The 19,435-nt window shown below is 58.3% G+C and carries 19 protein-coding genes; 16 read left to right on the forward strand and 3 right to left on the reverse strand.

The genetic code is table 11. From position 1 onward, the window contains the following. From QRN20_RS25020 to QRN20_RS25035, 4 genes are all read left to right on the forward strand, one after another. Nucleotides 1-707, forward strand: a 707-nt coding sequence (locus QRN20_RS25020) for a bacteriophage T4 gp5 trimerization domain-containing protein (protein ID WP_502942251.1), incomplete at its 5' end; no start/stop codon positions are given. After that, on the forward strand, nucleotides 704-3,976 hold the full coding sequence (locus QRN20_RS25025) for a hypothetical protein (protein ID WP_122605885.1): 3,273 nt from the start codon (nucleotides 704-706) through the stop codon (nucleotides 3,974-3,976). The genes QRN20_RS25020 and QRN20_RS25025, both read left to right, overlap by 4 nt. A gap of 143 nt (nucleotides 3,977-4,119) precedes the next feature. Continuing rightward, complete coding sequence (locus QRN20_RS25030) at nucleotides 4,120-5,205, forward strand: hypothetical protein (RefSeq protein ID WP_240994872.1); 1,086 nt, start codon at nucleotides 4,120-4,122, stop codon at nucleotides 5,203-5,205. A 124-nt stretch (nucleotides 5,206-5,329) separates the two neighbouring features. Next, nucleotides 5,330-5,905, forward strand: coding sequence for a GNAT family N-acetyltransferase (locus QRN20_RS25035; RefSeq protein WP_004886611.1), 576 nt, complete (start codon nucleotides 5,330-5,332; stop codon nucleotides 5,903-5,905). Nucleotides 5,906-6,012: 107 nt separating this feature from the next. Here QRN20_RS25035 and QRN20_RS25040 read toward each other — a convergent pair whose 3' ends face one another. Continuing rightward, nucleotides 6,013-6,285 carry a hypothetical protein gene (locus tag QRN20_RS25040; RefSeq protein ID WP_004886613.1) on the reverse strand — a complete coding sequence of 91 codons (273 nt, stop codon included), beginning with the start codon at nucleotides 6,283-6,285 and terminating at the stop codon, nucleotides 6,013-6,015. 157 nt (nucleotides 6,286-6,442) lie between these two features. Beyond that, nucleotides 6,443-8,011, reverse strand: a complete 1,569-nt coding sequence (locus QRN20_RS25045) for a TerC family protein (protein ID WP_122415232.1) — start codon at nucleotides 8,009-8,011, stop codon at nucleotides 6,443-6,445. Nucleotides 8,012-8,643: 632 nt separating this feature from the next. Here QRN20_RS25045 and QRN20_RS25050 point away from each other — a divergent pair. From QRN20_RS25050 to QRN20_RS25070, 5 genes are all read left to right on the forward strand, one after another. After that, entirely contained in the window at nucleotides 8,644-8,922 is a 279-nt protein-coding gene (locus tag QRN20_RS25050) for a hypothetical protein (protein WP_029242761.1), read from the forward strand. Nucleotides 8,923-9,041: 119 nt separating this feature from the next. Further along, nucleotides 9,042-9,383 carry an FKBP-type peptidyl-prolyl cis-trans isomerase gene (locus tag QRN20_RS25055; protein WP_029242760.1) on the forward strand — a complete coding sequence of 114 codons (342 nt, stop codon included), beginning with the start codon at nucleotides 9,042-9,044 and terminating at the stop codon, nucleotides 9,381-9,383. A 129-nt stretch (nucleotides 9,384-9,512) separates the two neighbouring features. Next, nucleotides 9,513-9,740 carry a hypothetical protein gene (locus QRN20_RS25060; RefSeq protein ID WP_122421751.1) on the forward strand — a complete coding sequence of 76 codons (228 nt, stop codon included), beginning with the start codon at nucleotides 9,513-9,515 and terminating at the stop codon, nucleotides 9,738-9,740. Between the two features lie 57 nt (nucleotides 9,741-9,797). Then, entirely contained in the window at nucleotides 9,798-10,496 is a 699-nt protein-coding gene (locus tag QRN20_RS25065; RefSeq protein ID WP_029242759.1) for a YoaK family protein, read from the forward strand. A gap of 48 nt (nucleotides 10,497-10,544) precedes the next feature. After that, nucleotides 10,545-11,507, forward strand: coding sequence for a class I SAM-dependent methyltransferase (locus QRN20_RS25070; protein ID WP_122605887.1), 963 nt, complete (start codon nucleotides 10,545-10,547; stop codon nucleotides 11,505-11,507). A gap of 40 nt (nucleotides 11,508-11,547) precedes the next feature. Here the strand turns inward: QRN20_RS25070 and QRN20_RS25075 are convergent, their stop codons facing one another. After that, nucleotides 11,548-12,387 (reverse strand): IclR family transcriptional regulator, encoded by an 840-nt coding sequence (locus QRN20_RS25075; protein WP_032652160.1) that lies wholly within the window; start codon nucleotides 12,385-12,387, stop codon nucleotides 11,548-11,550. A gap of 241 nt (nucleotides 12,388-12,628) precedes the next feature. On the opposite strand from QRN20_RS25075, the gene QRN20_RS25080 reads away from it, so the two are divergent. Genes QRN20_RS25080 through QRN20_RS25110 form a run of 7 tightly spaced genes read left to right on the forward strand, consistent with a single transcriptional unit; the run spans nucleotide 12,629 to nucleotide 19,275 of the window. Next, nucleotides 12,629-13,657: an ABC transporter ATP-binding protein gene (locus QRN20_RS25080; RefSeq protein WP_122559602.1), complete on the forward strand. Its 1,029-nt coding sequence runs from the start codon at nucleotides 12,629-12,631 to the stop codon at nucleotides 13,655-13,657. After that, nucleotides 13,654-14,526, forward strand: coding sequence for an ABC transporter permease (locus QRN20_RS25085; protein ID WP_122467462.1), 873 nt, complete (start codon nucleotides 13,654-13,656; stop codon nucleotides 14,524-14,526). The genes QRN20_RS25080 and QRN20_RS25085 overlap by 4 nt, the downstream gene beginning before the upstream one ends. 3 nt (nucleotides 14,527-14,529) lie before the next feature. Next, nucleotides 14,530-15,324, forward strand: coding sequence for an ABC transporter permease (locus tag QRN20_RS25090; RefSeq protein WP_057408987.1), 795 nt, complete (start codon nucleotides 14,530-14,532; stop codon nucleotides 15,322-15,324). Between the two features lie 21 nt (nucleotides 15,325-15,345). After that, nucleotides 15,346-15,654: a (2Fe-2S)-binding protein gene (locus QRN20_RS25095; protein ID WP_025996093.1), complete on the forward strand. Its 309-nt coding sequence runs from the start codon at nucleotides 15,346-15,348 to the stop codon at nucleotides 15,652-15,654. After that, on the forward strand, nucleotides 15,651-17,012 hold the full coding sequence (locus QRN20_RS25100; RefSeq protein ID WP_122587911.1) for an FAD-dependent oxidoreductase: 1,362 nt from the start codon (nucleotides 15,651-15,653) through the stop codon (nucleotides 17,010-17,012). Before QRN20_RS25095 ends, QRN20_RS25100 begins: the two co-directional genes overlap by 4 nt. Next, nucleotides 17,009-18,226, forward strand: coding sequence for an NAD(P)/FAD-dependent oxidoreductase (locus tag QRN20_RS25105; RefSeq protein WP_285361484.1), 1,218 nt, complete (start codon nucleotides 17,009-17,011; stop codon nucleotides 18,224-18,226). The genes QRN20_RS25100 and QRN20_RS25105 overlap by 4 nt, the downstream gene beginning before the upstream one ends. Next, nucleotides 18,223-19,275 carry an ABC transporter substrate-binding protein gene (locus tag QRN20_RS25110; RefSeq protein WP_043305905.1) on the forward strand — a complete coding sequence of 351 codons (1,053 nt, stop codon included), beginning with the start codon at nucleotides 18,223-18,225 and terminating at the stop codon, nucleotides 19,273-19,275. Before QRN20_RS25105 ends, QRN20_RS25110 begins: the two co-directional genes overlap by 4 nt. Nucleotides 19,276-19,435 lie beyond the last annotated feature (160 nt).

Raw genomic sequence — 19,435 nt, forward strand, 5'->3', positions numbered from 1 at the left:
CCTACCCGCTGCCCGCCCACCAGACCCGCAGCGTGTTCAAGACCCTGAGCAGCCCAGGCGGTAAAGGTTCCAACGAACTGCGCATAGAGGATCGCGCCGGTCAGGAGCAAATCTACGTTCATGCCCAGCGCGATTGGGACCAGAACATCCAGCACGACCAGAAAATCCGCGTCGGTCACGAACGGCATGACCGGGTCGAGGCCAACAGCTACAGCGAATTCAAGGCCGAGGAGCATCGCGCGATCGACGGCAGCCGCCTGACTGAAGTACGCATGGACGATCACCTCACCGTGAGCGGCAAGCAACACATCAAGGTCGGCGAAGCCCTGCTCGCGGACGTCGGAGATGAGATTCATTTAGAGGCGGGCGATCAGGTGGTTATCGAGGCCGGACTGGAGATCACCTTCAAGGTGGGCGGTAGCTTTATCAAGATCGATTCGGGAGGAGTGACGGTAAGCGGGCCTTTGGTAAAGCTCAACAGCGAGGGCTCTCCGGGCGTTGGCTCCGGGGTCGCTGCGTTGCTGCCTGAAACACCCAAGGCCGCTGATACATCAGCATCTGGAAACAATACCAAAGGTCCCAACCCTGCAAATACCAAACCTGAGAAAACAGAGCAGCCTGTTCTGGAAGCTCTCATCGTTGATGTCTGGGGGGATCCTGCCATGGGAAGCCAACTGCAAATTCTGGCTCCAGAGGAAGATGTATGAATGAGTTCAGCGACAGCGAAACCCTTCGCGGCACACGCAAGAGAACCGAATACCTTGACGATAGGCGAGCACGTATCGCCTTACATATCCCGCGTCAAGATGGCGGTGTAGTGCAGATTCCCTTATTGAGTGACACCAAGTCTACAAAGGAACAGGAGGACATCCAGCGCAACACCCTTATCGCTATCGTGCCGCTGGCAAGATTGCCGGGCTACGATGAACCTCGCCAATCACCTCGCGGAGCTTTTCCTCGACGCGGTCGGATTTATGTTTTCTGGAAGAGCGTGCTTTGGAGAGAGCTTGAGGCAGATGGCGAAGGGCAACTGTTCGAAGTGGACATTTCTCATTGGCGAGCCATGGCAGAGAGTAACGGCGATGCGGATCAGCGAGAAGCGATTGGAATAAAGCAGCACGCCATTCTTCTGCCCATGTTGTTGCAGAGCCGGTTTGTCGCCGACCAGTTCATGATGGCCTACAGCGAATTGCCATGGACCTGGGAGTACATAAAGTGGCTTGAAAGCGATCCGGCTCATATCAAGTCGCGCTGCCAGCACATCGCAAGAGCGTGGGATACGGCCGTGGTGGGATCCGAGCATTGGAAAACCACTCAGGCCAATCCAAGCGTGCCTATGACACGCCTTAAATCCGGGCTGCGTGCACGGGATTTCAATATCGAAAGTGCACTGGACGATCCGCTGGATTTTACTCCTGCATTCACAACATTTGATGAAACGACGCTTATGAAGCGCCTGCAGATTCGTCAGGAAGAATTGGCAGCGCACCTCAAGCAAACACCTCCACCGCCTCTTCCGAAGACCGAGTCAAGTGCTGACCTGCTTGATACTTACAACTTGCGAAGCAATAACCATCTCGTGGGTGTCATCCTGGAAGATCCGTTGTTTGCGGTACGCCACGCCACCTCGCAGATCCGACATCACGCGGCTTATCTGCAGACTCTTAACGCGCTGGTGCTGCATCAACCTTATGGGCGTTACGCGCAGGTACTTTACAGCGTGCTTGCCGGGCCGTTATCAAGCCTGAAGGATGAGATTGATGTACCCAAATTGCACGAGGCCGTATTCGAGCAGGACCGTAAAAGCTGCCGTACCCGGATAGCTATGCACCTTGAGCGCCTGATTGGTCTGCTCGACAAAAAACTACCTGACGTTCTGCTGGACTGGACGCATCGTTACGATGAAGCCTTGCTGGAGCCTTACAGCCTGATGTCCGAGGTATTGGCTGTATTGAACCAACTGCCGACCAGAGCAGACGCCATGTGCATCAGCAAGGAATCCGAACCGCTGCTCAAATCCGTTGACAGCTTGATAAGGGGACTGCTGAAAGCAGAACATCCCCTGGGTGATTTGCTGCTATCCAGAACTGCTGAGCAACCCCCTGAAGCAGTCAAACGTCTGATGGCATTGCGTGACAACGATCAACCCCCCAAGCCCGAAGCAATGGGCCTGAGCACGCTCATGCTCGGTGCACCGCTCATGGGAGACGTGGATTGGGCCGGCGCAGGTAAAGGGCTGTCTTACTTCATTGGCGATCTGCTGGATATTTTCGGTGCCAGCGTCGTTGCGCATATCAGCCGACTGTCGCAAAGCGCATCTAATATCAGCCTAGATCGTGTGTTTTCCCCTACGTTCACCACGCTTTCAAGCCTGTCGAAAAAAATGGCGGGCATCCGTCTCATCACCTTTGGCGAGGCGCTGGAGCGGGATTACGTAGTCATAGGTGTACAGGGTGGTGGCTTGCGAAATGGCCTGACAGAGGTTGAACGCTCGGCGTTAACTAGAAAAAACTATCGCTACGCCTCACTCCACAGTCTCAGTGGAGAAAAACTGGCCAGCACGAGCCCCAAGGGTAGCCAGACCAACAAGCCTCTGACGCGTAATCTGAATGTTATAGCTGTGGCAAAAGACCACCCGGAACTGGCGCGTTACAGCAATTTCCGGCTTGCGTTAAGTGATGCCAGCCGGAAGCTGGAGGCGACCAAGGTGGTGCCTACATTGATGGTGGGTTTTGCAATTTATAACTTGATGGTGCAGGTGGAAGCCTATACAGACTTTGAAAGCAGAGGAGAAAAAAAACGAGGCTTTATGGGCTCATTGTCAGCAGCTGTTGATTTGATTGCAGCGCTGGGGAATCACAGTAAATTATTTTTTGGTAGTGCTGCCGAGTCGTATTTATTGACGCCTCGCATACAGGTCGCGAAGCTTTCAGCGGGGTGGGCCGCTAATCTGAAAAGACAAACTGGAAGTCCCAATCTTCCCTTGTTAAGGATGGCGGGTGCTATCGCAACACTCGTAGGGGCGTCGCTCGCTCTCTGGGACAGCTACAGAGCCTACAACTCAGGTAACGGCTCACTGGCTGTGGCCTATATTTCTGTTGCAGTTGGGAACGCCGCATGGGGAGCCTATGCTCTTGGTCTTTCAATTAATCCCTACCTTTTGATAATCGGTGCAGTGTTCGCCCTTGGCGGAGCAATCGTTGCCAATCTGCTCACCGACAGCGATGCCGAGCTGATCACTCGAAATGGCCCTTTTGGCATTCATTTTTCCACGATCCAGGAAGAAGCCGCCGGACGCGAAGACCCTTTCAAACACCTGAGCGACCCGTTTACGGCCTATCAACAACTTTTAGGGATCATTGGCAAACCGAAGATCACAGCTATGCGGCTCGCAGATTGGCGTGACAAAGCGTCGGCCGAACATCTAACAGTTGTTGAGCATGCAGATCAAACACGCTTGCATCTCAGCGCACCCAGTACATATTCAAAAACATCTCGTCCCGACATGAACCCCCTCCATGATAGCGACTGGTTGGTATTGGTCACATCCCCTTTACTGGCGATGTTTGGTCACGAAGACCAGCAGCTTCAACTATTCGGAGAAGAGTTCTTGTCAAGTCTTGACACTGGTCAGGCATTCGCTGTCCGACAATATAGAAAACAGACTACAGGCTCGCCGAAGCTCGGGGCGATAGCGTTGGATGCCACTAGCATAATCTACGTACTGCCTTCTTTTTTCGAAACGCCCGTTCTCAGTATGAGACAGCGTTACCGGTACCAAATGACTGAAGGTGTAAAAATTTTCCTGCAAGCCGAGCTTTACGCGGAGCTTGGCAAACAACCCCTCATCCTGCCACAGCCAACACCTGCAAATTGGAAACCTTTCACAAACGCCAATCGTCGCCTACCAAGAGGTGATCTATCAGATAAAGACGCACTGTATTGGCAGGTTGAAATAAATGAGCATCCCCTATGAAGCCGAGTATCATCGCCTACAAAACTACCGCCTACCGTAGCGATAGGACAAAGTACCTTCCCTCGCCTATCAGGACTTCCCACTGCAATGCCAAGAGCGCTACCCCTCTCTCTTTTGGGCATTACGCCGGTTGGGATCCCGCGATGGAGGTCACAGCCCAGCTTCAGGCGGACGAGCATAAAATCTACGAAAACCAGGAAAAAAATAAAGAGCCGGAAGCCTATTGCGATGCTCAGCGTTGGCGTTTCCAATACTCTGGGAACATCCCACAGTTGATGTTTGCCTTGAAAATAGTTTGTTTTTCTTTTTTATGGTTATTTTGGGGGGTAGGTATTCTCGCAGATATAGAATCCGAAGTTGGTAACGGCAACCCTGGCACTGCGCTTGCCACCCTGATTGCCACACTATCAGCCGTCTTGCTTTTCGCCTCCCCATTACTTTCCATAACAACCAGAAAAGCCGGGCACTATTTAAATCTCTCGGGTTTCGTTGTCTGCTCCAGCGTTGTCCTATGGGTTACCGGCACGCTATGGGGCTCGACCGAAATGCACATCTCACTCTGGATCGGCACCTTCCTGTACTTCATGGGTGCCATAGGGTGTGACGCCTTGTTGCATCTCTACAGCCTGTTCAGCAAGCACGATGGCAGTGAGTTCAACCGCATCGACGGGATGGTGCGCTTCAAGCGGCGATTCAGAAAATTGTTCGTCGCACCGTTCGAGGAGTTTGATCCGGTACTCCGGGTCATGCCGACAGGCCATGGTTCTCATGACTATGCCATCTGGCTGTACCACCGCTATACCAACAAAAAACTTTGCCTGGCCGTCAAGGTACATGCGCTGGGGCTGGACAGGGTCAATGCGTTGGCATTCTGGGATTGCCTGCAGCGTTACATGGACGTTACTCATCCTCTGCCAGACCTGCCGGTGCTGGAACAAAGTCGGCATCTGGACCCAGTTACTGCCGCTCATGATGTACAAACCGGAAGACCTGAACGCCGATGGCGGGACCAAACGATAAACGGCTGGAAAGCAAGTGGTGCAAAACAGCTCACCGAGCAGTTGAAGCGCTACTCATGGCAGCAATCACCGTGCATCGTGAAAGCTCGCCTAAGCGATACCTTGAACATTGAAGAGTACTATCGGTCTCTGGAAGCCGAAGGAATCGATATATCCCCCAAGGCGGACAATTTTTCCTTCCTGTATAAAGTGGATCAGGGTGCACAGTGAGTGGCTCGCCCATACGAACCGCAGTCATCGCGGATCACCTGCTCCCCTTGCACCCTCCCCACCCAACGAATAAGGTGCTCTCCATCGCGCTCAGCCCCGAAACACTTTCACCAAAGGCCCTCCAATGATCCACATCCGCCCCATGACCCCAGACGATTTCGACCACTTCTGGCCGACCTTTCACTCAGTCGTTCAGGCCCGGGAAACCTACGCCTACGATCCGGCGCTGACGTTCGAGCAGGCTCGTGACTTGTGGCTCAAGCTGCCACAGCACACGCTGATTGCGGAAGAGGATGGCAAGGTGTTGGGCAGTTATTACCTGAAGGCGAATGCGGCAGGTCCGGGCAGTCATGTCTGCAACTGTGGCTATATGGTGACGGACGCAGCGCGGGGTCGTGGGGTGGCGCGGTTGATGTGTGAGCACTCGCAGCAGTTGGCTCGCGACAGCGGCTTTCTGGCCATGCAGTTCAATTCAGTGGTTGCCACCAATGAAGTGGCGGTCGCGCTGTGGCACAAGCTCGGTTTTGAGACAGTGGGTCGCCTGCCCAAGGCTTATCGGCATGCCCGCCTGGGGCTGGTGGATTGTCTGGTGATGTTCAAGTGGCTGGGCGATGCCCCTGAAGTTCAGGAACCTGCGCGGACCCTGCTGATCGGTCGCAAGAATATCGAGTCTGTTGTGTCACGCCCACGCCGCAAATAATCTGGTGCAGGCTCCCTCACGTCTGGTCCGGTTGCGACCTTGATGGGAGCCATCTTCCCTGCATCCCTCAGTTTTTCATCCCTTGAAGCTGCATTGTGCCTGGCGACTCATTCCTTGACCTCGCTCAGCGAGAATCGGTGTCCCTTGGTGTCACGCACTTCGGTCCCGACGATGTAGGCGATGGTCTGCCCGTCATGGTCGACCAGCCGTTGCGGGGTCCCCAGGCTAAGCGTGCCTATTTCGCCACTCCAGTCCCGTCGCGGGTCATGTTCGAGGTAGGCGTAGACCTTGCGTTCGCGAATGCGCCACACCGGATAGCGCTTGCGGCTGGAGATAACGTCGTAGGTCAGGTTGGGGTTGAAGATGAAGGCAGCAGTCATGGCAGTCTCCGCTATGAAGTGGCTGACTGCACGGTGAAGCCACGTGGTTGACGCAGAATAGACCACGCTTGAAAAGCCTTCGTTGCGACCGGACGACAAACCGCAACGCCACGAAAAACGGGCCTTTCGGCCCGTTTCTCACTCACGTTTCATATCGCTATTTGCCAGCACCCATTTCGGGTTGACGCTGCAGCAGCACACGGGTGACGCGGCGCTCTTCAACACCGACCACTTTGAGGTCCCAACCCTGCCAGTGGAGGCTGTCGCCCATGGTTGGCAGACGATCCAGCAGGCTCATGACCAGCCCGGCCAGCGTCTGGTAATCATCGGTGGCTTTGGCCTGGAAGCCGGTCCGCTCGCGGATCAGGCTCAGGTTCAATGCGCCCGAGACGATGAAGTCATCACCCTGCGCAACAATGTCCGGCCCTTCCACTTCGCTGGCATCAGGCAACTGGCCGGCAATCGATTCCAGAATGTCGGTCATGCTCAGCACACCGATGAAATCACCGAATTCGTTGACCACGAACGCGATATGGGTCGACTCCTTACGCATCTGTTCCAGTGCATTGAGGATGGTGAAGTTGTCGAGCAGGTTGATGGCCTTGCGCGACAGCAGCTTCAGGTCAGGCTCGTTACCGGACAGAAGCTCCTTGAGCAGTTCCTTCTTGTGAACGAAGCCCAGCGGTTCATCAATACCGCCTTCGCCGATCAACGGCAGGCGCGAATAGGACGAGTGCATCAGTTTCAGGCGGATCTTGTCGGCGTCGTCGCTCAGGTCGATGTAATCGATCTCGGCGCGCGGCGTCATGACGGTACGGATCGGACGCTCTGCCAATTGCAGTACGCCGCTGATCATCACCCGCTCGCGGCGGTCGAACACCGGCTCGGTGCTTTCGCCTTCCATCATGTCGATGATTTCTTCGTCGACATCACCCGACTCCAGTCGGCGACCACCCAACAGACGCATGACCGCATGGGCAGCACGTTCGCGACGTGGAAGATGACCATGAGCGGACTTCTTGCTGCGCTTGCGGGCGATCTGGTTGAAGACCTCGATCAGGATCGAGAAACCGATGGCCGCATACAGATAGCCTTTCGGAATGTGGAAGCCCAGGCCTTCAGCGGTCAGGCTGAAACCGATCATCATCAGGAAGCCCAGACACAGCATGATGACGGTCGGGCGACTGTTGACGAACTTGGTCAGCGGTTTGCTGGCGATCATCATCAGGCCGATGGAGAAGATCACCGCGATCATCATCACCGACAGATGCTCGACCATACCCACCGCAGTAATCACCGCGTCGAGCGAGAACACGGCATCAAGTACCACAATCTGCGCAACGATAGGCCAGAACAACGCGTAACCCGCATTGCCGGCCTTCTGGCTGACGTGCCCTTCGAGTCGTTCGTGCAGTTCCATGGTGGCCTTGAACAGCAGGAATACACCACCGAACAGCATGATCAGGTCACGGCCGGAGAACGTCTTGCCGAAGACCTCGAACAGAGGCTCGGTCAGCGTCACCATCCAGGAAATACTGGCCAGCAAGCCAAGGCGCATGATCAGCGCCAGCGAAAGACCAATCACACGTGCCTTGTCGCGCTGAGCGGGTGGAAGCTTGTCGGCCAGGATGGCAATGAACACCAGGTTATCGATACCCAGTACCAGTTCCAGAATGATCAGAGTCAGCAGGCCAAGCCAGGCCGTGGGGTCAGCAATCCATTCCATGGGATTTATTCAGCCTTCTGAACAGAATAGTGGGCGGGAGCGCCTGATGCGTTGAGCTGCGCACGGAGATTCAGCGCCGAATGCTGAGATTCATCCAGACAGGCTGAATAGCCTTGGGCAGGGGCAATACGCGAAAAAGGGGATGAAGCAAGGCTTGAATAAGGCTTTATGCCGCATGGGGTGCAGAGGAATGGCCAGCCTGATGCTGAGGAAGGAAAACGACTCGGAGGTTCCTGGAGGGTGTTCATACGGTCCTGAAATTTGATACGGGCGATGATCCTACAATACACAGATCAAATCCGCGCGCGGAATAAGTATTACAAGAGTTGACTGTTGAACCACTGCCCTGCTTCTCGTAAACCCTCCCGGGCGACGTTTTGTCGCACCCGAATCCGCGACCAGTTGTCTGACGACGCCCGATGTACGGTAGATGGCGCCGAGCAATTGTTTTAAAATGTTGCAATAACGTCACACCTGCGCAGGGCTAATCCCTGACGCCACCTGACAAGAATCATAAAAAGAAAGCCCGTCATAGACGGGCTTTTTTCGTTTTCAGCTTTTGCACGCCATGCGGCCGATGAATCGCACGCATGGCAACCAACCCGTTTTCTGACCTTTGAGGATCTTGCTTCATGTTGCGTATCGTCGTCGTTCATCTGTTCCAGTGGCTCAAGCGCCTGTCTTCCGGCCTGCTCTCCCGAGGATCGCAGTACAGCGAATCCCGTGATTTCACCCGTGAAAACGATGAAGGCCGCTGGACCTTCGTGTCCGTCGCTATCATTCTGACCTTGAGTCTGTATTGCCTGGCCGGTCTGGGCTATTACGCCAAGGTCAATGTGTGGGACGGCTTTACTCAGGAACAGAAAGCCAATATCGCGCAAGCGATGGTTGTCAGCTCGCAGAATCTGTAAGCGGCCAGCCTGCAACACCGGACGGGGAAGCTGAGGCTTCCCCGTTTGCGTTTCAGTGCTTGTCAGATGCTTAAGTTTCTGCGAGAAAGCTGCCCGCATACGCAAGGAGATATCTGGCAATGAACAACGAACTTCTCATAACCGATCTGCAGATTGGCGAAGGCAAGACCGTGGTCAAGGGCGCATTGATCACTACCCACTACACCGGCACCCTGTCCGACGGCACGGTGTTTGACTCTTCCCACGAGCGCGGCAAGCCTTTTCAGTGCGTGATCGGCACGGGGCGCGTGATCAAGGGCTGGGATCAGGGTCTGATGGGCATGAAAGTCGGAGGCCGTCGCACGCTGTTCGTTCCGGCTCACCTCGCTTACGGCGACCGGAAAATGGGCGCTCACATTCAGCCGGGATCCGACCTGAGCTTCGACATAGAACTGCTGGAAGTCCTGACACGCGACGATTGACCGTGCGGCCGGGCGTGCTGCGTGTTTATTCTCAGCATCCCGATCACACTTCGTTTGTCGGATTGCGCACACACGCAGAAAAAGCCATGCTCAGGGTATGGAATTCAACGACTTCTGACAGGACACCCCATGGCGCTCAACAAGTCGACCCAAGAGCTGAAAAAGCACCTCAAGGGCACGGCCACCAACCTCGAAACCACTGCAGATGAAATTCTCAAGCTCGCTTCACAGATGAAAGACGTCGATGTCACGGCCGTTCTGCAAATGGTCAATCGCCTTTACAGCGACGCCGACCAGCTCAAGGCTTATGCCGATGAGGTCAGGGCGAAGCGAATCGTCCGCGCCAAGCTGCCTTGAATCGTTGACCCAAATAGCCTGTTGATCCCGCAGTCCTAACGTTTCAGAGAGCCGTCGATGCCGTCAGCGTTCGCTCATACCCGTGTTCGATACCTGGCGTTACAGAAACGGCGGACCGGGGTCGGCATGGCTCTGGCCGCCAGTCTTTCGGTTTTGGCGGGGATGACAGACGCCATTGGCTTCATGGCAACGGGCGATTTTGTTTCCTTCATGAGCGGCAACACCACGCGGCTGGCAGTGGCGCTAAGCGAAGGAGACATGGGCATGACCGCTCGCCTGACACTGGCAATCGGCGTGTTCATTGCGGGCAACGCGCTGGGTATTGTCATCGCCCGGCTGGGCAATCGTCGTGCATTGCCGCTGCTGCTGGTTGTCGCGACGCTGTTGTGTGCAGCCGCTGCCTGGCCACTGGAGAAGAATCTGCTGGCGCTGGTCTGGGCGATTCTGGCGATGGGCATGCTCAACGCTGCGGTTGAGCAGGTAAACGGCCAGTCGGTTGGGCTGACCTACGTGACCGGTGCCCTGTCCCGCTTCGGACGTGGCCTGGGTCGCTGGTTGATGGGTGAGCGGAAGAATGGCTGGCAGGTTCAACTGATTCCCTGGTTCGGCATGTTCGTCGGCGCAGTGATCGGGGCGCTGATCGAACGTAAGCTCGGGCTGAACGCCCTACTGGTCAGCGCCAGCCTGTCGGCATTGCTGGGGCTCGCCTCGCTCGGCATCCCGCATCGATGGCAGCGCCTGTACATGCCGCGGTGAAGCAAATAGGTTTACCATACGCGCCATTTTTCCGACCGACCCTGCCCCATGACTCCCGAAGCGCTCGCCATTCTGCAACAGCACCTGCTCAACGCCCTGAGCAACGTCCCGACTGAAACCCGCCGGTTATTTCATGGCCGCGGGCGCGTCTGGCCCGGGCTGGAGCACATCACTGTCGACTGGATGCAACGCGTGGTGCTCGTGTCGCTGTTCAAGGAACCGCAGGAATCCGAGCTTGCCGAACTGAATCGTCTGCTGCTGGCGCTGATCGAAACGCCTCAATGGCAACAGAGTCAGGCTCATACTTTGCTGCTGCAACATCGCTACCTGCCGCAGAGCACCACCCAGTGGCTGACGGGTGAGGAAGTGGATGAGTGGGTCATCACTGAAAACGGTCTGCGCTACAAGGTCGATTTCGGCAAGAAGCAGAACAGCGGATTGTTTCTGGACATGCGCTACGGCCGCGAATGGGTGCAGGCCCAGGCCAGGGGCAAGCGCATCCTTAACCTGTTCGCCTATACCTGCGGCTTTTCAGTCGCAGCGATTGCCGGTGGCGCCGACCATGTGGTGAATCTGGACATGGCCCGCGCCGCGCTCAATCGAGGCCGCGAGAACCATCGCCTGAACGAACATGACCTGAGTCGCGTCACCTTTCTGGGCCATGACCTGTTCAAGTCCTGGGCCAAGGTCACGCGCTCCGGTCCTTATGATCTGATCATCATCGATCCGCCCTCTTTCCAGAAAGGCAGCTTCCTGCTCGACAAGGATTACCAGCGTGTCCTGCGCCGCCTGCCGGAGTTGTTGGAGGAAGACGGTCTGGTGCTAGCCTGCATGAACGATCCGGCGGTAGGGCCTGAGTTTCTGATCCAACACACGGCCACCGAAGCACCCTGCCTGCGCTACGAGCAGCGTCTGAAGAACCCACCAGAGTTTCCCGATGCGCGTGTGGACGGCGGTTTGAAAGCGCTGGTGTTCAAGGCTGAGGGATTGAGTCGGTCGGGATGGGCCTGACCGGCTTTTTCATGCAGATCGGCGTACGCGCTGCGAACCGCTATTCAGCCTGCCCGAACACCTGACTCGGACGCCTCAATGACGGATCAAACGGGTTGATGCGCGCACTGATCGCCGTGGCCTCGCGCTTGAGCAATTCGACCACTGTCGTCAGCCGGTCCGGGCCCAGACGGTCAGAAATGGTCGCGACACTGAGCGCCGCGACAGCGCGGCCGTTACGGTCCAGAATGGGGACCGCCAGCCCGGCCATTCCCGGCAATGCACCGGTGTTGCGCGCGGCATAACCCAGGCGTCTGACGTTCTCGACTTCGGAGCGCAGGAAGACTTCGTCGTACAGATGAAAATCCTTGAGCCTGGGCAGGTTGTAGGCGATCACCGTTTCGCGCTCGTCTTCGGGCAGAAACGCCAGAATGGCCAGACTGCCCTGCCCCACACCCAAGGCAACACGCCCGCCGATGTCGCCGGTAAACGTGCGAATCGGGTACGGCCCTTCACTGCGGTCCAGACAGATGGCGTCAAAGCCACTGCGCGCCAGCAGGAACAGCGAGTCACCCAGCGAGGCGGACAACCGAAGCAGGCTGGGCCTGACCAGATCCCGCAGGTTGCCGGTATTGCCTGCCTTCGCGGCCAGCGCGAAGAACTCGATGCTCAGCCGGTAGCGCTTGCTGAGTAGATCCTGCTCGACCATGCCCTCGTCCATCAGGCTGCGCAGCAAACGGTGAGTCGTGGGCTGGGAGAGGCCGACGCGCTGCGCCAGTTGCGTCACCCGCTCGCCGCCCTCATCGCATTCCCCCAGGCAACGCAGTACCGCGAACAATCTGGAAACGGCTCCGACACCCACGTCCTTGTGCTCATGGTTCCGATCAGTGGAATCTTTTATTCCCTTGCTCATACATTTTTTCACTCAATGAATGAATCTGAAAAAAGATGTTGTTCAGTGAAATTCCTGATTGAGCGCATCCTAGCCTTCGTCCTACTCTCAGTCCACAGGGGCGATTTGAACAATCAACCGGTAGCCGACCCAGATCGAGCACCAACGTCCAATGCTGCAAAGGCTCACTTCGCATCTGCCCATGACAAAAGCGTGCTCCGGCGCGCGTGCATATAAGGTGGAAGCAGGCATGGCATTTCTGCAGCTCGAAGGTCTCTCCAAACGCTACGGCTCGATCAATGCCGTGGTTGCCACCGACCTGAACGTGGACAAGGGCGAATTCGTCTCGCTGTTGGGCCCGTCCGGTTGCGGCAAAACCACTACCCTGCAAATGATCGCCGGCTTTGTCGACGTCAGTGACGGACGCATCGTGCTCGACGGACGCGACATCACCCACGCCAAACCCAGCAGCCGTGGCCTGGGCGTGGTGTTTCAGAGTTACGCGCTCTTCCCGCACATGACGGTTGCCAACAACGTGGCGTTCGGCCTGCGCATGCGCAAGGTGCCAGCCGCCGAGATCCAGAGCCGAGTCGGCAAGGTGTTGAAACTGGTGCGCCTGGATCAGCACGCAGAACGCTATCCAAGAGAATTGTCCGGCGGTCAGCGTCAGCGTGTGGCATTGGCACGTGCGCTGGTGATCGAGCCACCGGTGCTGCTGCTCGATGAACCGCTGTCCAACCTCGACGCCAATCTGCGCGAAGAAATGCAGTTCGAGATTCGTCGGATCCAGAACGAAGTGGGCATCACCACGCTGATGGTGACTCACGATCAGGCAGAAGCGTTGTCGATCAGCGACCGAGTAGTGGTCATGCAGGCCGGACGTATCACTCAGATCGATGAACCCTACACACTCTACGAGCATCCGCGTACACGCTTCATCTCCGGTTTCGTCGGCAAGGCCAACATGTTGCCGGGTGATCTGGACGGCAGCGGCGTGCCGCAGATACGTCAGTTGTCGGGCGAAGGTGCGTTGACCCTCAGCCTGCGGCCGGAAAAGATCGATCTGGTCGCGCCTGGCTGTGGCCGTCTGTCGGGACGCATCGTCACCCGCTACTTTCTCGGCAGCCAATGGCTGTACAGCATTCAGACCGGCGTTGGCGAGTTGACCGTGGTGCGCCGCAACGACGGGCAGCCACCGCTCGAGCAAGGCGCAGCGGTCGGTCTGGACTGGTCCTCCGAACTGCTGCGCGTGCTGGATGCCGACGAGGTGCGCGCATGAGCCTGCTGACTCAAATGCGTCAGGGTCGGCGCGGCTATTGGCTGTCCGCCCCGGCGCTGGCCTTGTATATCGGCCTGCTGGTATTGCCGCTGGGTCTGACGCTGCTGTTGTCGTTCAACGTGTTCGACTATCAGGTGGGCGTCAAAAGCGACAGTTACACGCTGGATAACTATGGTGCGGTGCTGACCGACAGCTACTTCTACGAAATCTTTCTGCGCACCTTCTGGATCAGCGCGCTGGTCACTTTGCTCTGCGTGGTGATCGGTGTGCCCGAGGCTTACATCCTGAGTCGCATGGGCACGCCATGGCGTTCGATCTTTCTAATCCTGATTCTCACGCCGCTGCTGATTTCAGTGGTCGTGCGGGCCTTTGGCTGGAGCCTGCTGCTGGGTGCGGACGGGCTGATCAATCAGGGCATCCAGGCCATGGGCGGACGTCCGCTCAAGCTTCTGTATACCCCGTTCGCAGTGGTCATCGCGCTGGTGCACGTGATGCTGCCATTCATGATTATTCCGGTCTGGACCTCGCTGCAGAAGCTCGACCCCACCGCAGAACAGGCGGCGCTGTCACTGGGCGCCAGTCAGGCGAAAGTGATGCGCCTGATCGTGTTGCCGCAGGTCATGCCCGGTGTGCTTTCGGGATCGCTGATCGTTTTCGGTCTGGCTGCCAGTTCGTTCGCGATTCCCGGTCTGCTCGGCGGACGCCGCCTGAAAATGGTCGCCACGGTGATCTACGACCAATACCTGTCCGAGTTGAACTGGCCAATGGGCGCGACGCTGGCCGTGGCGCTGTTGCTGGTGAACCTGCTGGTGATGCTGTCGTGGAACCGCATGATCGAAGGCCGTTACAAGAAAACCCTGGGGGAATGATCCATGTCCAAGAACGGTCCTCTGGCCCTGTCGTTTCATGCGTTGGTCGTGGTGTTCATGATGGCGCCACTGGTGGTCGTCTGCCTGGTGGCGTTCACGCCGGAAAACACCCTGAGCCTGCCGACCACAGAGTTTTCGCTGCGCTGGTTCAAGGCAGTATTCGAACGGGCCGACTTCATTGACTCGTTCTACAACAGCCTGATTCTGGCGTTTGTGTCGGCAACGCTGGCCACGCTGATAGCGGTACCTGCCGCACTGGCGATCACTCGGCACAGCTTTCCGGGACGCAACTTTTTCAACGCCCTGTTTCTGTCGCCCATCATCATTCCGCATCTGGTGCTGGGTGTGGCGATGCTGCGCCTGTTTGCCCTGATGGGCGTCAACGGCAGCTTCACCTGGCTGATCTTCGCCCACGTACTGGTCATCACGCCCTACGTGCTGCGCCTGGTACTGGCGGCTGCCATCGGCATTGATCGCAGCGCCGAACACGCCGCCCAATCGCTGGGGGCCAGTCGCTTCACGCTGTTTCGCCAGATCACCCTGCCGATGATTCTGCCCGGTGTTGCCGGTGGCTGGCTGCTGGCGTTCATCAACAGCTTCGACGAGGTGACGTTGTCGATCTTCGTCACTTCGCCCGCGACACAGACCCTGCCGGTGCGCATGTATGTGTACGCCACCGAATCCATCGACCCGATGATGGCTGCCGTTTCGGCGCTGGTCATCGCCCTCACGGCCGCCACCATGATTCTGCTCGACCGGGTCTACGGACTCGACCGCGTGCTGGTCGGCAAACATTGATTCCGGGCCTGGAGCATAGCGATGGCACTGCTTAAACGATTGGCCGAACAAGATCGCCCGGCGCTGTCCTTCACCCTCGACGGGCAGCCGGCCAGCGGCCTGCTGGGCGACACGCTGCTGACTGCGCTGCTCACTGCGAGTGATCACTTGCGCGGCAGCGACTTCAGCGCCGAACCACGCGCAGGTTTCTGCATGATGGGCGCCTGCCAGGATTGCTGGGTACGCCTGGGTGACGGTCAGCGGGTACGCGCCTGCTCGACATTGCTGGAGGCTGGCCAGACGGTCATTCGTGAGCCCGGGCGGCGTCTTTCCGGGGAGCCACGCTCGTGAGCACTGAAAAAGTAGTGGTCATCGGCGCCGGTCCTGCCGGTGTCCGGGCGGCGCAAACGTTACAGGCTCATGGCATCAAGCCTTGCCTGATCGACGAGGGGCTGCGCGGGGGCGGACAGATCTACCGTCGCCAGCCCGAAAACTTCAAACGCTCGCCAAAAGCGCTTTACGGCTTTGAAGCGCACAAGGCTGTCGCCGTGCATCAGACGCTGGACGCGCTGACGAACAGTATCGACTATCGCCCGCAAACGCTGGTCTGGAGCGCCGAACAGGGTCGACTCGACGTTCTTCAGAACGGGCTTTGCGGCCATGTCGACTACTCCCATCTGATCGTGGCCACAGGCGCGACCGATCGGGTCCTCCCTGTACCTGGCTGGACCCTGCCCGGCGTGTATAGCCTGGGCGCAGCGCAGATTGCCCTGAAATATCAGGGCTGCGCCATTGGTGAACGGGTGGTGTTCTGCGGCAGCGGACCGTTGCTGTATCTGGTCGCCTACCAATATGCCAAGGCCGGTGCCAAGGTGCTGGCGGTGCTCGACAGCGCGCCGTTTTCGGCACAATGCCGTGCGCTTCCCGCGCTGCTTGGTCAGCCCGCAACCCTCGCCAAAGGGCTCTATTACCGCGCCTGGCTGACGGCGCACGGCATTGCAGTGCATCAAGGGGCGCACCTGAAGCGTGTCGAGGGACAGCAACGGGTCAGCAGTGTGAGCTGGGAGCGCGACGGTCAGACAAGACACCTTGAGTGCGACGCTGTCGCCTTCGCCCATGCCTTGCGCAGCGAGACGCAACTCGCCGACCTGTTGGGCTGCGGGTTCGACTGGAGCCCGCTGAACCGCGCCTGGCTGCCGGTTCGCGACGATGCCGGGCGCAGCAGCGTGGAGCAGGTTTATCTGGCGGGCGACGGAGCCGGAATCATGGGCGCCGACGCGGCCGAAATGGCCGGAGAACTGGCCGCGTTGAGCCTGTTGCAGGATTGTGGTCGCGACGTGGACGAGCATCGCATCGACCGGCTGAAAGCACGGCTCAAGCGAATCGAGCACTTTCGTCATGGGCTGGAAACCGCGTTCCCGTTTCCGGATGACTGGGCGACCAACGTTCCCGATGAAACGCTGATCTGCCGCTGCGAGGAAGTGAGCGCAGGCGATATTCGCCGCACGGTGCAGGAAGGCCATTGGGAGATGAACCGCGTCAAGGCCATGTGCCGGGTCGGAATGGGACGCTGTCAGGGCCGCATGTGTGGCCTGGCGGCGGCAGAACTGGTTGCCTGCAAGAGCGGGCGCCCGGTGCAGGAGGTCGGTCGTCTGCGCGGACAATCGCCGATCAAGCCGATTCCGTTTGGTGTGGAGACACAGGCATGAGCACGCTGATCGAAACCGATGCGCTGATCATCGGCGGCGGCATTGTCGGCGCTTCAGCGGCGCTGACACTGGCCCTGAAAGGCAAGCGCGTTGCCCTGCTCGAACGGGACTTTTGCGGCTCGCACTCGAGCGGCGTGAACTACGGCGGCGTTCGCCGTCAGGGTCGTCCGCTGTCACAACTCCCACTGTCGCAGCGCGCCCACCATATCTGGGGCAATCTGCGTGATCTGATCGGCATCGATGGCGAATATCAGCGCTCCGGGCATCTCAAACTGGCCCGCTCCGAACAGGACATGGACGCGCTACGCGCCTATGCCCAGGCCAGTCAGGGTTTCGGGCTGGATTTGCAGTTGCTGGATCGCGCCGAGCTTCGGGCGCGATTCCCCTGGGCCGGTGACGTTGCGGTCGGCGCTTCGCTGTGCGCTGATGACGGACACGCCAACCCGCGTCTGGTCTCGCCCGCCTTTGCCCGCGCCGCGCGTCTGGCCGGTGCTCAGGTTTTCGAGCAGGCGCAGGTGACGCAGGTCAATCACGACGGGCAGGCGTTCATCGTCGAAACCGCCAATGGCCTGAAACTGCGCGCACCCTGGCTGCTCAATTGCGCGGGTGCCTGGGCCGGTCAGCTTGCCGCACAATTCAACGAGCCGGTCCCCATGTATTCAGGGCACCCAGCCATGCTGGTCACCGAGCCGCTGCCCATGTTCATGGACGTCAGCACCGGCGTCGAAGGCGGCGGTATCTATGCACGTCAGGTAGCGCGAGGCAATTGCGTGCTGGGTGGCGGTCAGGGTTTTGCTCTGGATCCGGCGCGTGCGCGGCCGGGCCAGGCTGCTGTGCTGGATATCCTGCGCAACGCTGTTGAACTGTATCCCCCGCTCAAGGGCGCTCAGGCCATTCGTACCTGGAGCGGCACCGAGGGCTATCTGCCGGATCGTGAGCCGGTGCTTGGACCGAGCCTGACCCAACCGGGCCTGTTGCATGGCTTCGGCTTTGCCGGTGCAGGTTTCCAGATCGGGCCTGCCGCAGGCGAAGCGTTGGCTGAATGGGTCTGCGCCGGTCACTCCTCGATATCACTCGATGCCTTTTCAATCGGCCGGTTCCGGACCGAACAGGCTCTATCCGTTGCCGACTCAACGCTCATCGTCTCACCCCGCTCTGCTCCCGAACCCGTTTCGAACGTCATCCCATTGCACAGAGGAAGGTCGCCTTTATGAACATCGCCAAACGTGTCGCCCTCACCGGTCTGTCTTGCCTGCCCTTGGCGGCTTTGCTCACGTCCATGCCCGCCAGCGCCGAAACCACGCTCTATCTGGGCATGAATGGCGGGACGATGGAGCGTCTTTACGCCGATCAGGTACTGCCCGCCTTCGAGAAAGCCAACAACGTGAAAGTGGTGATCGTGCCGGGCACCTCGGCGGATATTCTGGCCAAGGTTCAGGCCAGCAAGGACAACCCCCAGATGCACGTCATCTTTCTCGACGACGGCATCATGTACCGCGCCATTTCCATGGGTCTGTGCGACACCCTGCAGCCCAGCGCGGCGCTCAACGACTTGCCGGACAAGGCGAAGATCAAGGAACAGGCTGCTGCGGTCAGCCTCGGGGTGACTGGCTTGGCGTACAACACGCGCATGTTCAAGGAGCAAGGCTGGGCTGCGCCGACCTCGTGGATGGACCTGGCGGACAAGCGTTTCAAGGACAAGGTGGTGTTTCAGTCGCTGGCTTCCTCGACCTTCGGCCTGCATGGCTTCCTAATGTTCAACCGCATTCAGGGTGGCAGCGAGAAGGATGTCGAGCCGGGCTTCAAGGCATGGCCGAAAACCGTCGGGCCGAACGTGCTGGAGTACATCGCCAGTTCGGCGAAGATTTCCGAGATGGTGCAGACCGACGAAGCCGCGCTGTTCCCGCTGACACCGACCCAGGTGACCGCCTTGAAAATCAAGGGCGTTCCGGTGGAGTACGCAGCGCCGAAGGAAGGCGGTGTGGTATTGAACGTGGCGGAATGCGCCATCGCCAACAACACCCAGCCGGAACTGGCTCAGAAACTCGCGGCTTATCTGCTGACGCCCGAAGCGCAGGCCCCGGCGCTGGAGTTCGGTGATCAGATCCCGTCCAACCCGAAAACCCCGACCACCGACAAGACCCGCACTCAGGTCGAGGCGATGAACAAGTACCTTGAAACAGCCGTGACCATCGACTGGGATCAGGTGAATCAGATTCGTCCGGAGTGGAACGCGCGCTGGAGTCGTAGTATCGAGCGGTAGTAATGACTGACGCAGAATGATGAGTCTGCCTCAACACTGATCGTGCCCATGCTCCGCGCTCGTCGTTATACACAAGTCCGGAAGACGCGCAAAAAGGGGGCCGAGACGAAAGTGACTGACTGAATGCATACCCCGTGGTCGCAGCAAGACTCGGGTATAA

Source organism: Pseudomonas sp. fls2-241-TYG-175 (genome assembly GCF_030209155.1).
GTDB lineage: Bacteria > Pseudomonadota > Gammaproteobacteria > Pseudomonadales > Pseudomonadaceae > Aquipseudomonas > Aquipseudomonas viridiflava.

Bases quoted from the DNA above. Each gene is read 5' to 3' on its own strand.
- QRN20_RS25105 (WP_285361484.1), top strand. From the start codon at position 17,009: ATGAGCACGCTGATCGAAACCGATGCGCTGATCATCGGCGGCGGCATT.
- QRN20_RS25055 (WP_029242760.1), top strand. From the start codon at position 9,042: ATGAACAACGAACTTCTCATAACCGATCTGCAGATTGGCGAAGGCAAG.
- QRN20_RS25095 (WP_025996093.1), top strand. From the start codon at position 15,346: ATGGCACTGCTTAAACGATTGGCCGAACAAGATCGCCCGGCGCTGTCC.
- QRN20_RS25040 (WP_004886613.1), bottom strand. From the start codon at position 6,285: ATGACTGCTGCCTTCATCTTCAACCCCAACCTGACCTACGACGTTATC.
- QRN20_RS25110 (WP_043305905.1), top strand. From the start codon at position 18,223: ATGAACATCGCCAAACGTGTCGCCCTCACCGGTCTGTCTTGCCTGCCC.
- QRN20_RS25045 (WP_122415232.1), bottom strand. From the start codon at position 8,011: ATGGAATGGATTGCTGACCCCACGGCCTGGCTTGGCCTGCTGACTCTG.
- QRN20_RS25030 (WP_240994872.1), top strand. From the start codon at position 4,120: ATGGAGGTCACAGCCCAGCTTCAGGCGGACGAGCATAAAATCTACGAA.
- QRN20_RS25060 (WP_122421751.1), top strand. From the start codon at position 9,513: ATGGCGCTCAACAAGTCGACCCAAGAGCTGAAAAAGCACCTCAAGGGC.
- QRN20_RS25090 (WP_057408987.1), top strand. From the start codon at position 14,530: ATGTCCAAGAACGGTCCTCTGGCCCTGTCGTTTCATGCGTTGGTCGTG.
- QRN20_RS25070 (WP_122605887.1), top strand. From the start codon at position 10,545: ATGACTCCCGAAGCGCTCGCCATTCTGCAACAGCACCTGCTCAACGCC.
- QRN20_RS25080 (WP_122559602.1), top strand. From the start codon at position 12,629: ATGGCATTTCTGCAGCTCGAAGGTCTCTCCAAACGCTACGGCTCGATC.
- QRN20_RS25025 (WP_122605885.1), top strand. From the start codon at position 704: ATGAATGAGTTCAGCGACAGCGAAACCCTTCGCGGCACACGCAAGAGA.
- QRN20_RS25065 (WP_029242759.1), top strand. From the start codon at position 9,798: ATGCCGTCAGCGTTCGCTCATACCCGTGTTCGATACCTGGCGTTACAG.
- QRN20_RS25085 (WP_122467462.1), top strand. From the start codon at position 13,654: ATGAGCCTGCTGACTCAAATGCGTCAGGGTCGGCGCGGCTATTGGCTG.
- QRN20_RS25035 (WP_004886611.1), top strand. From the start codon at position 5,330: ATGATCCACATCCGCCCCATGACCCCAGACGATTTCGACCACTTCTGG.
- QRN20_RS25050 (WP_029242761.1), top strand. From the start codon at position 8,644: ATGTTGCGTATCGTCGTCGTTCATCTGTTCCAGTGGCTCAAGCGCCTG.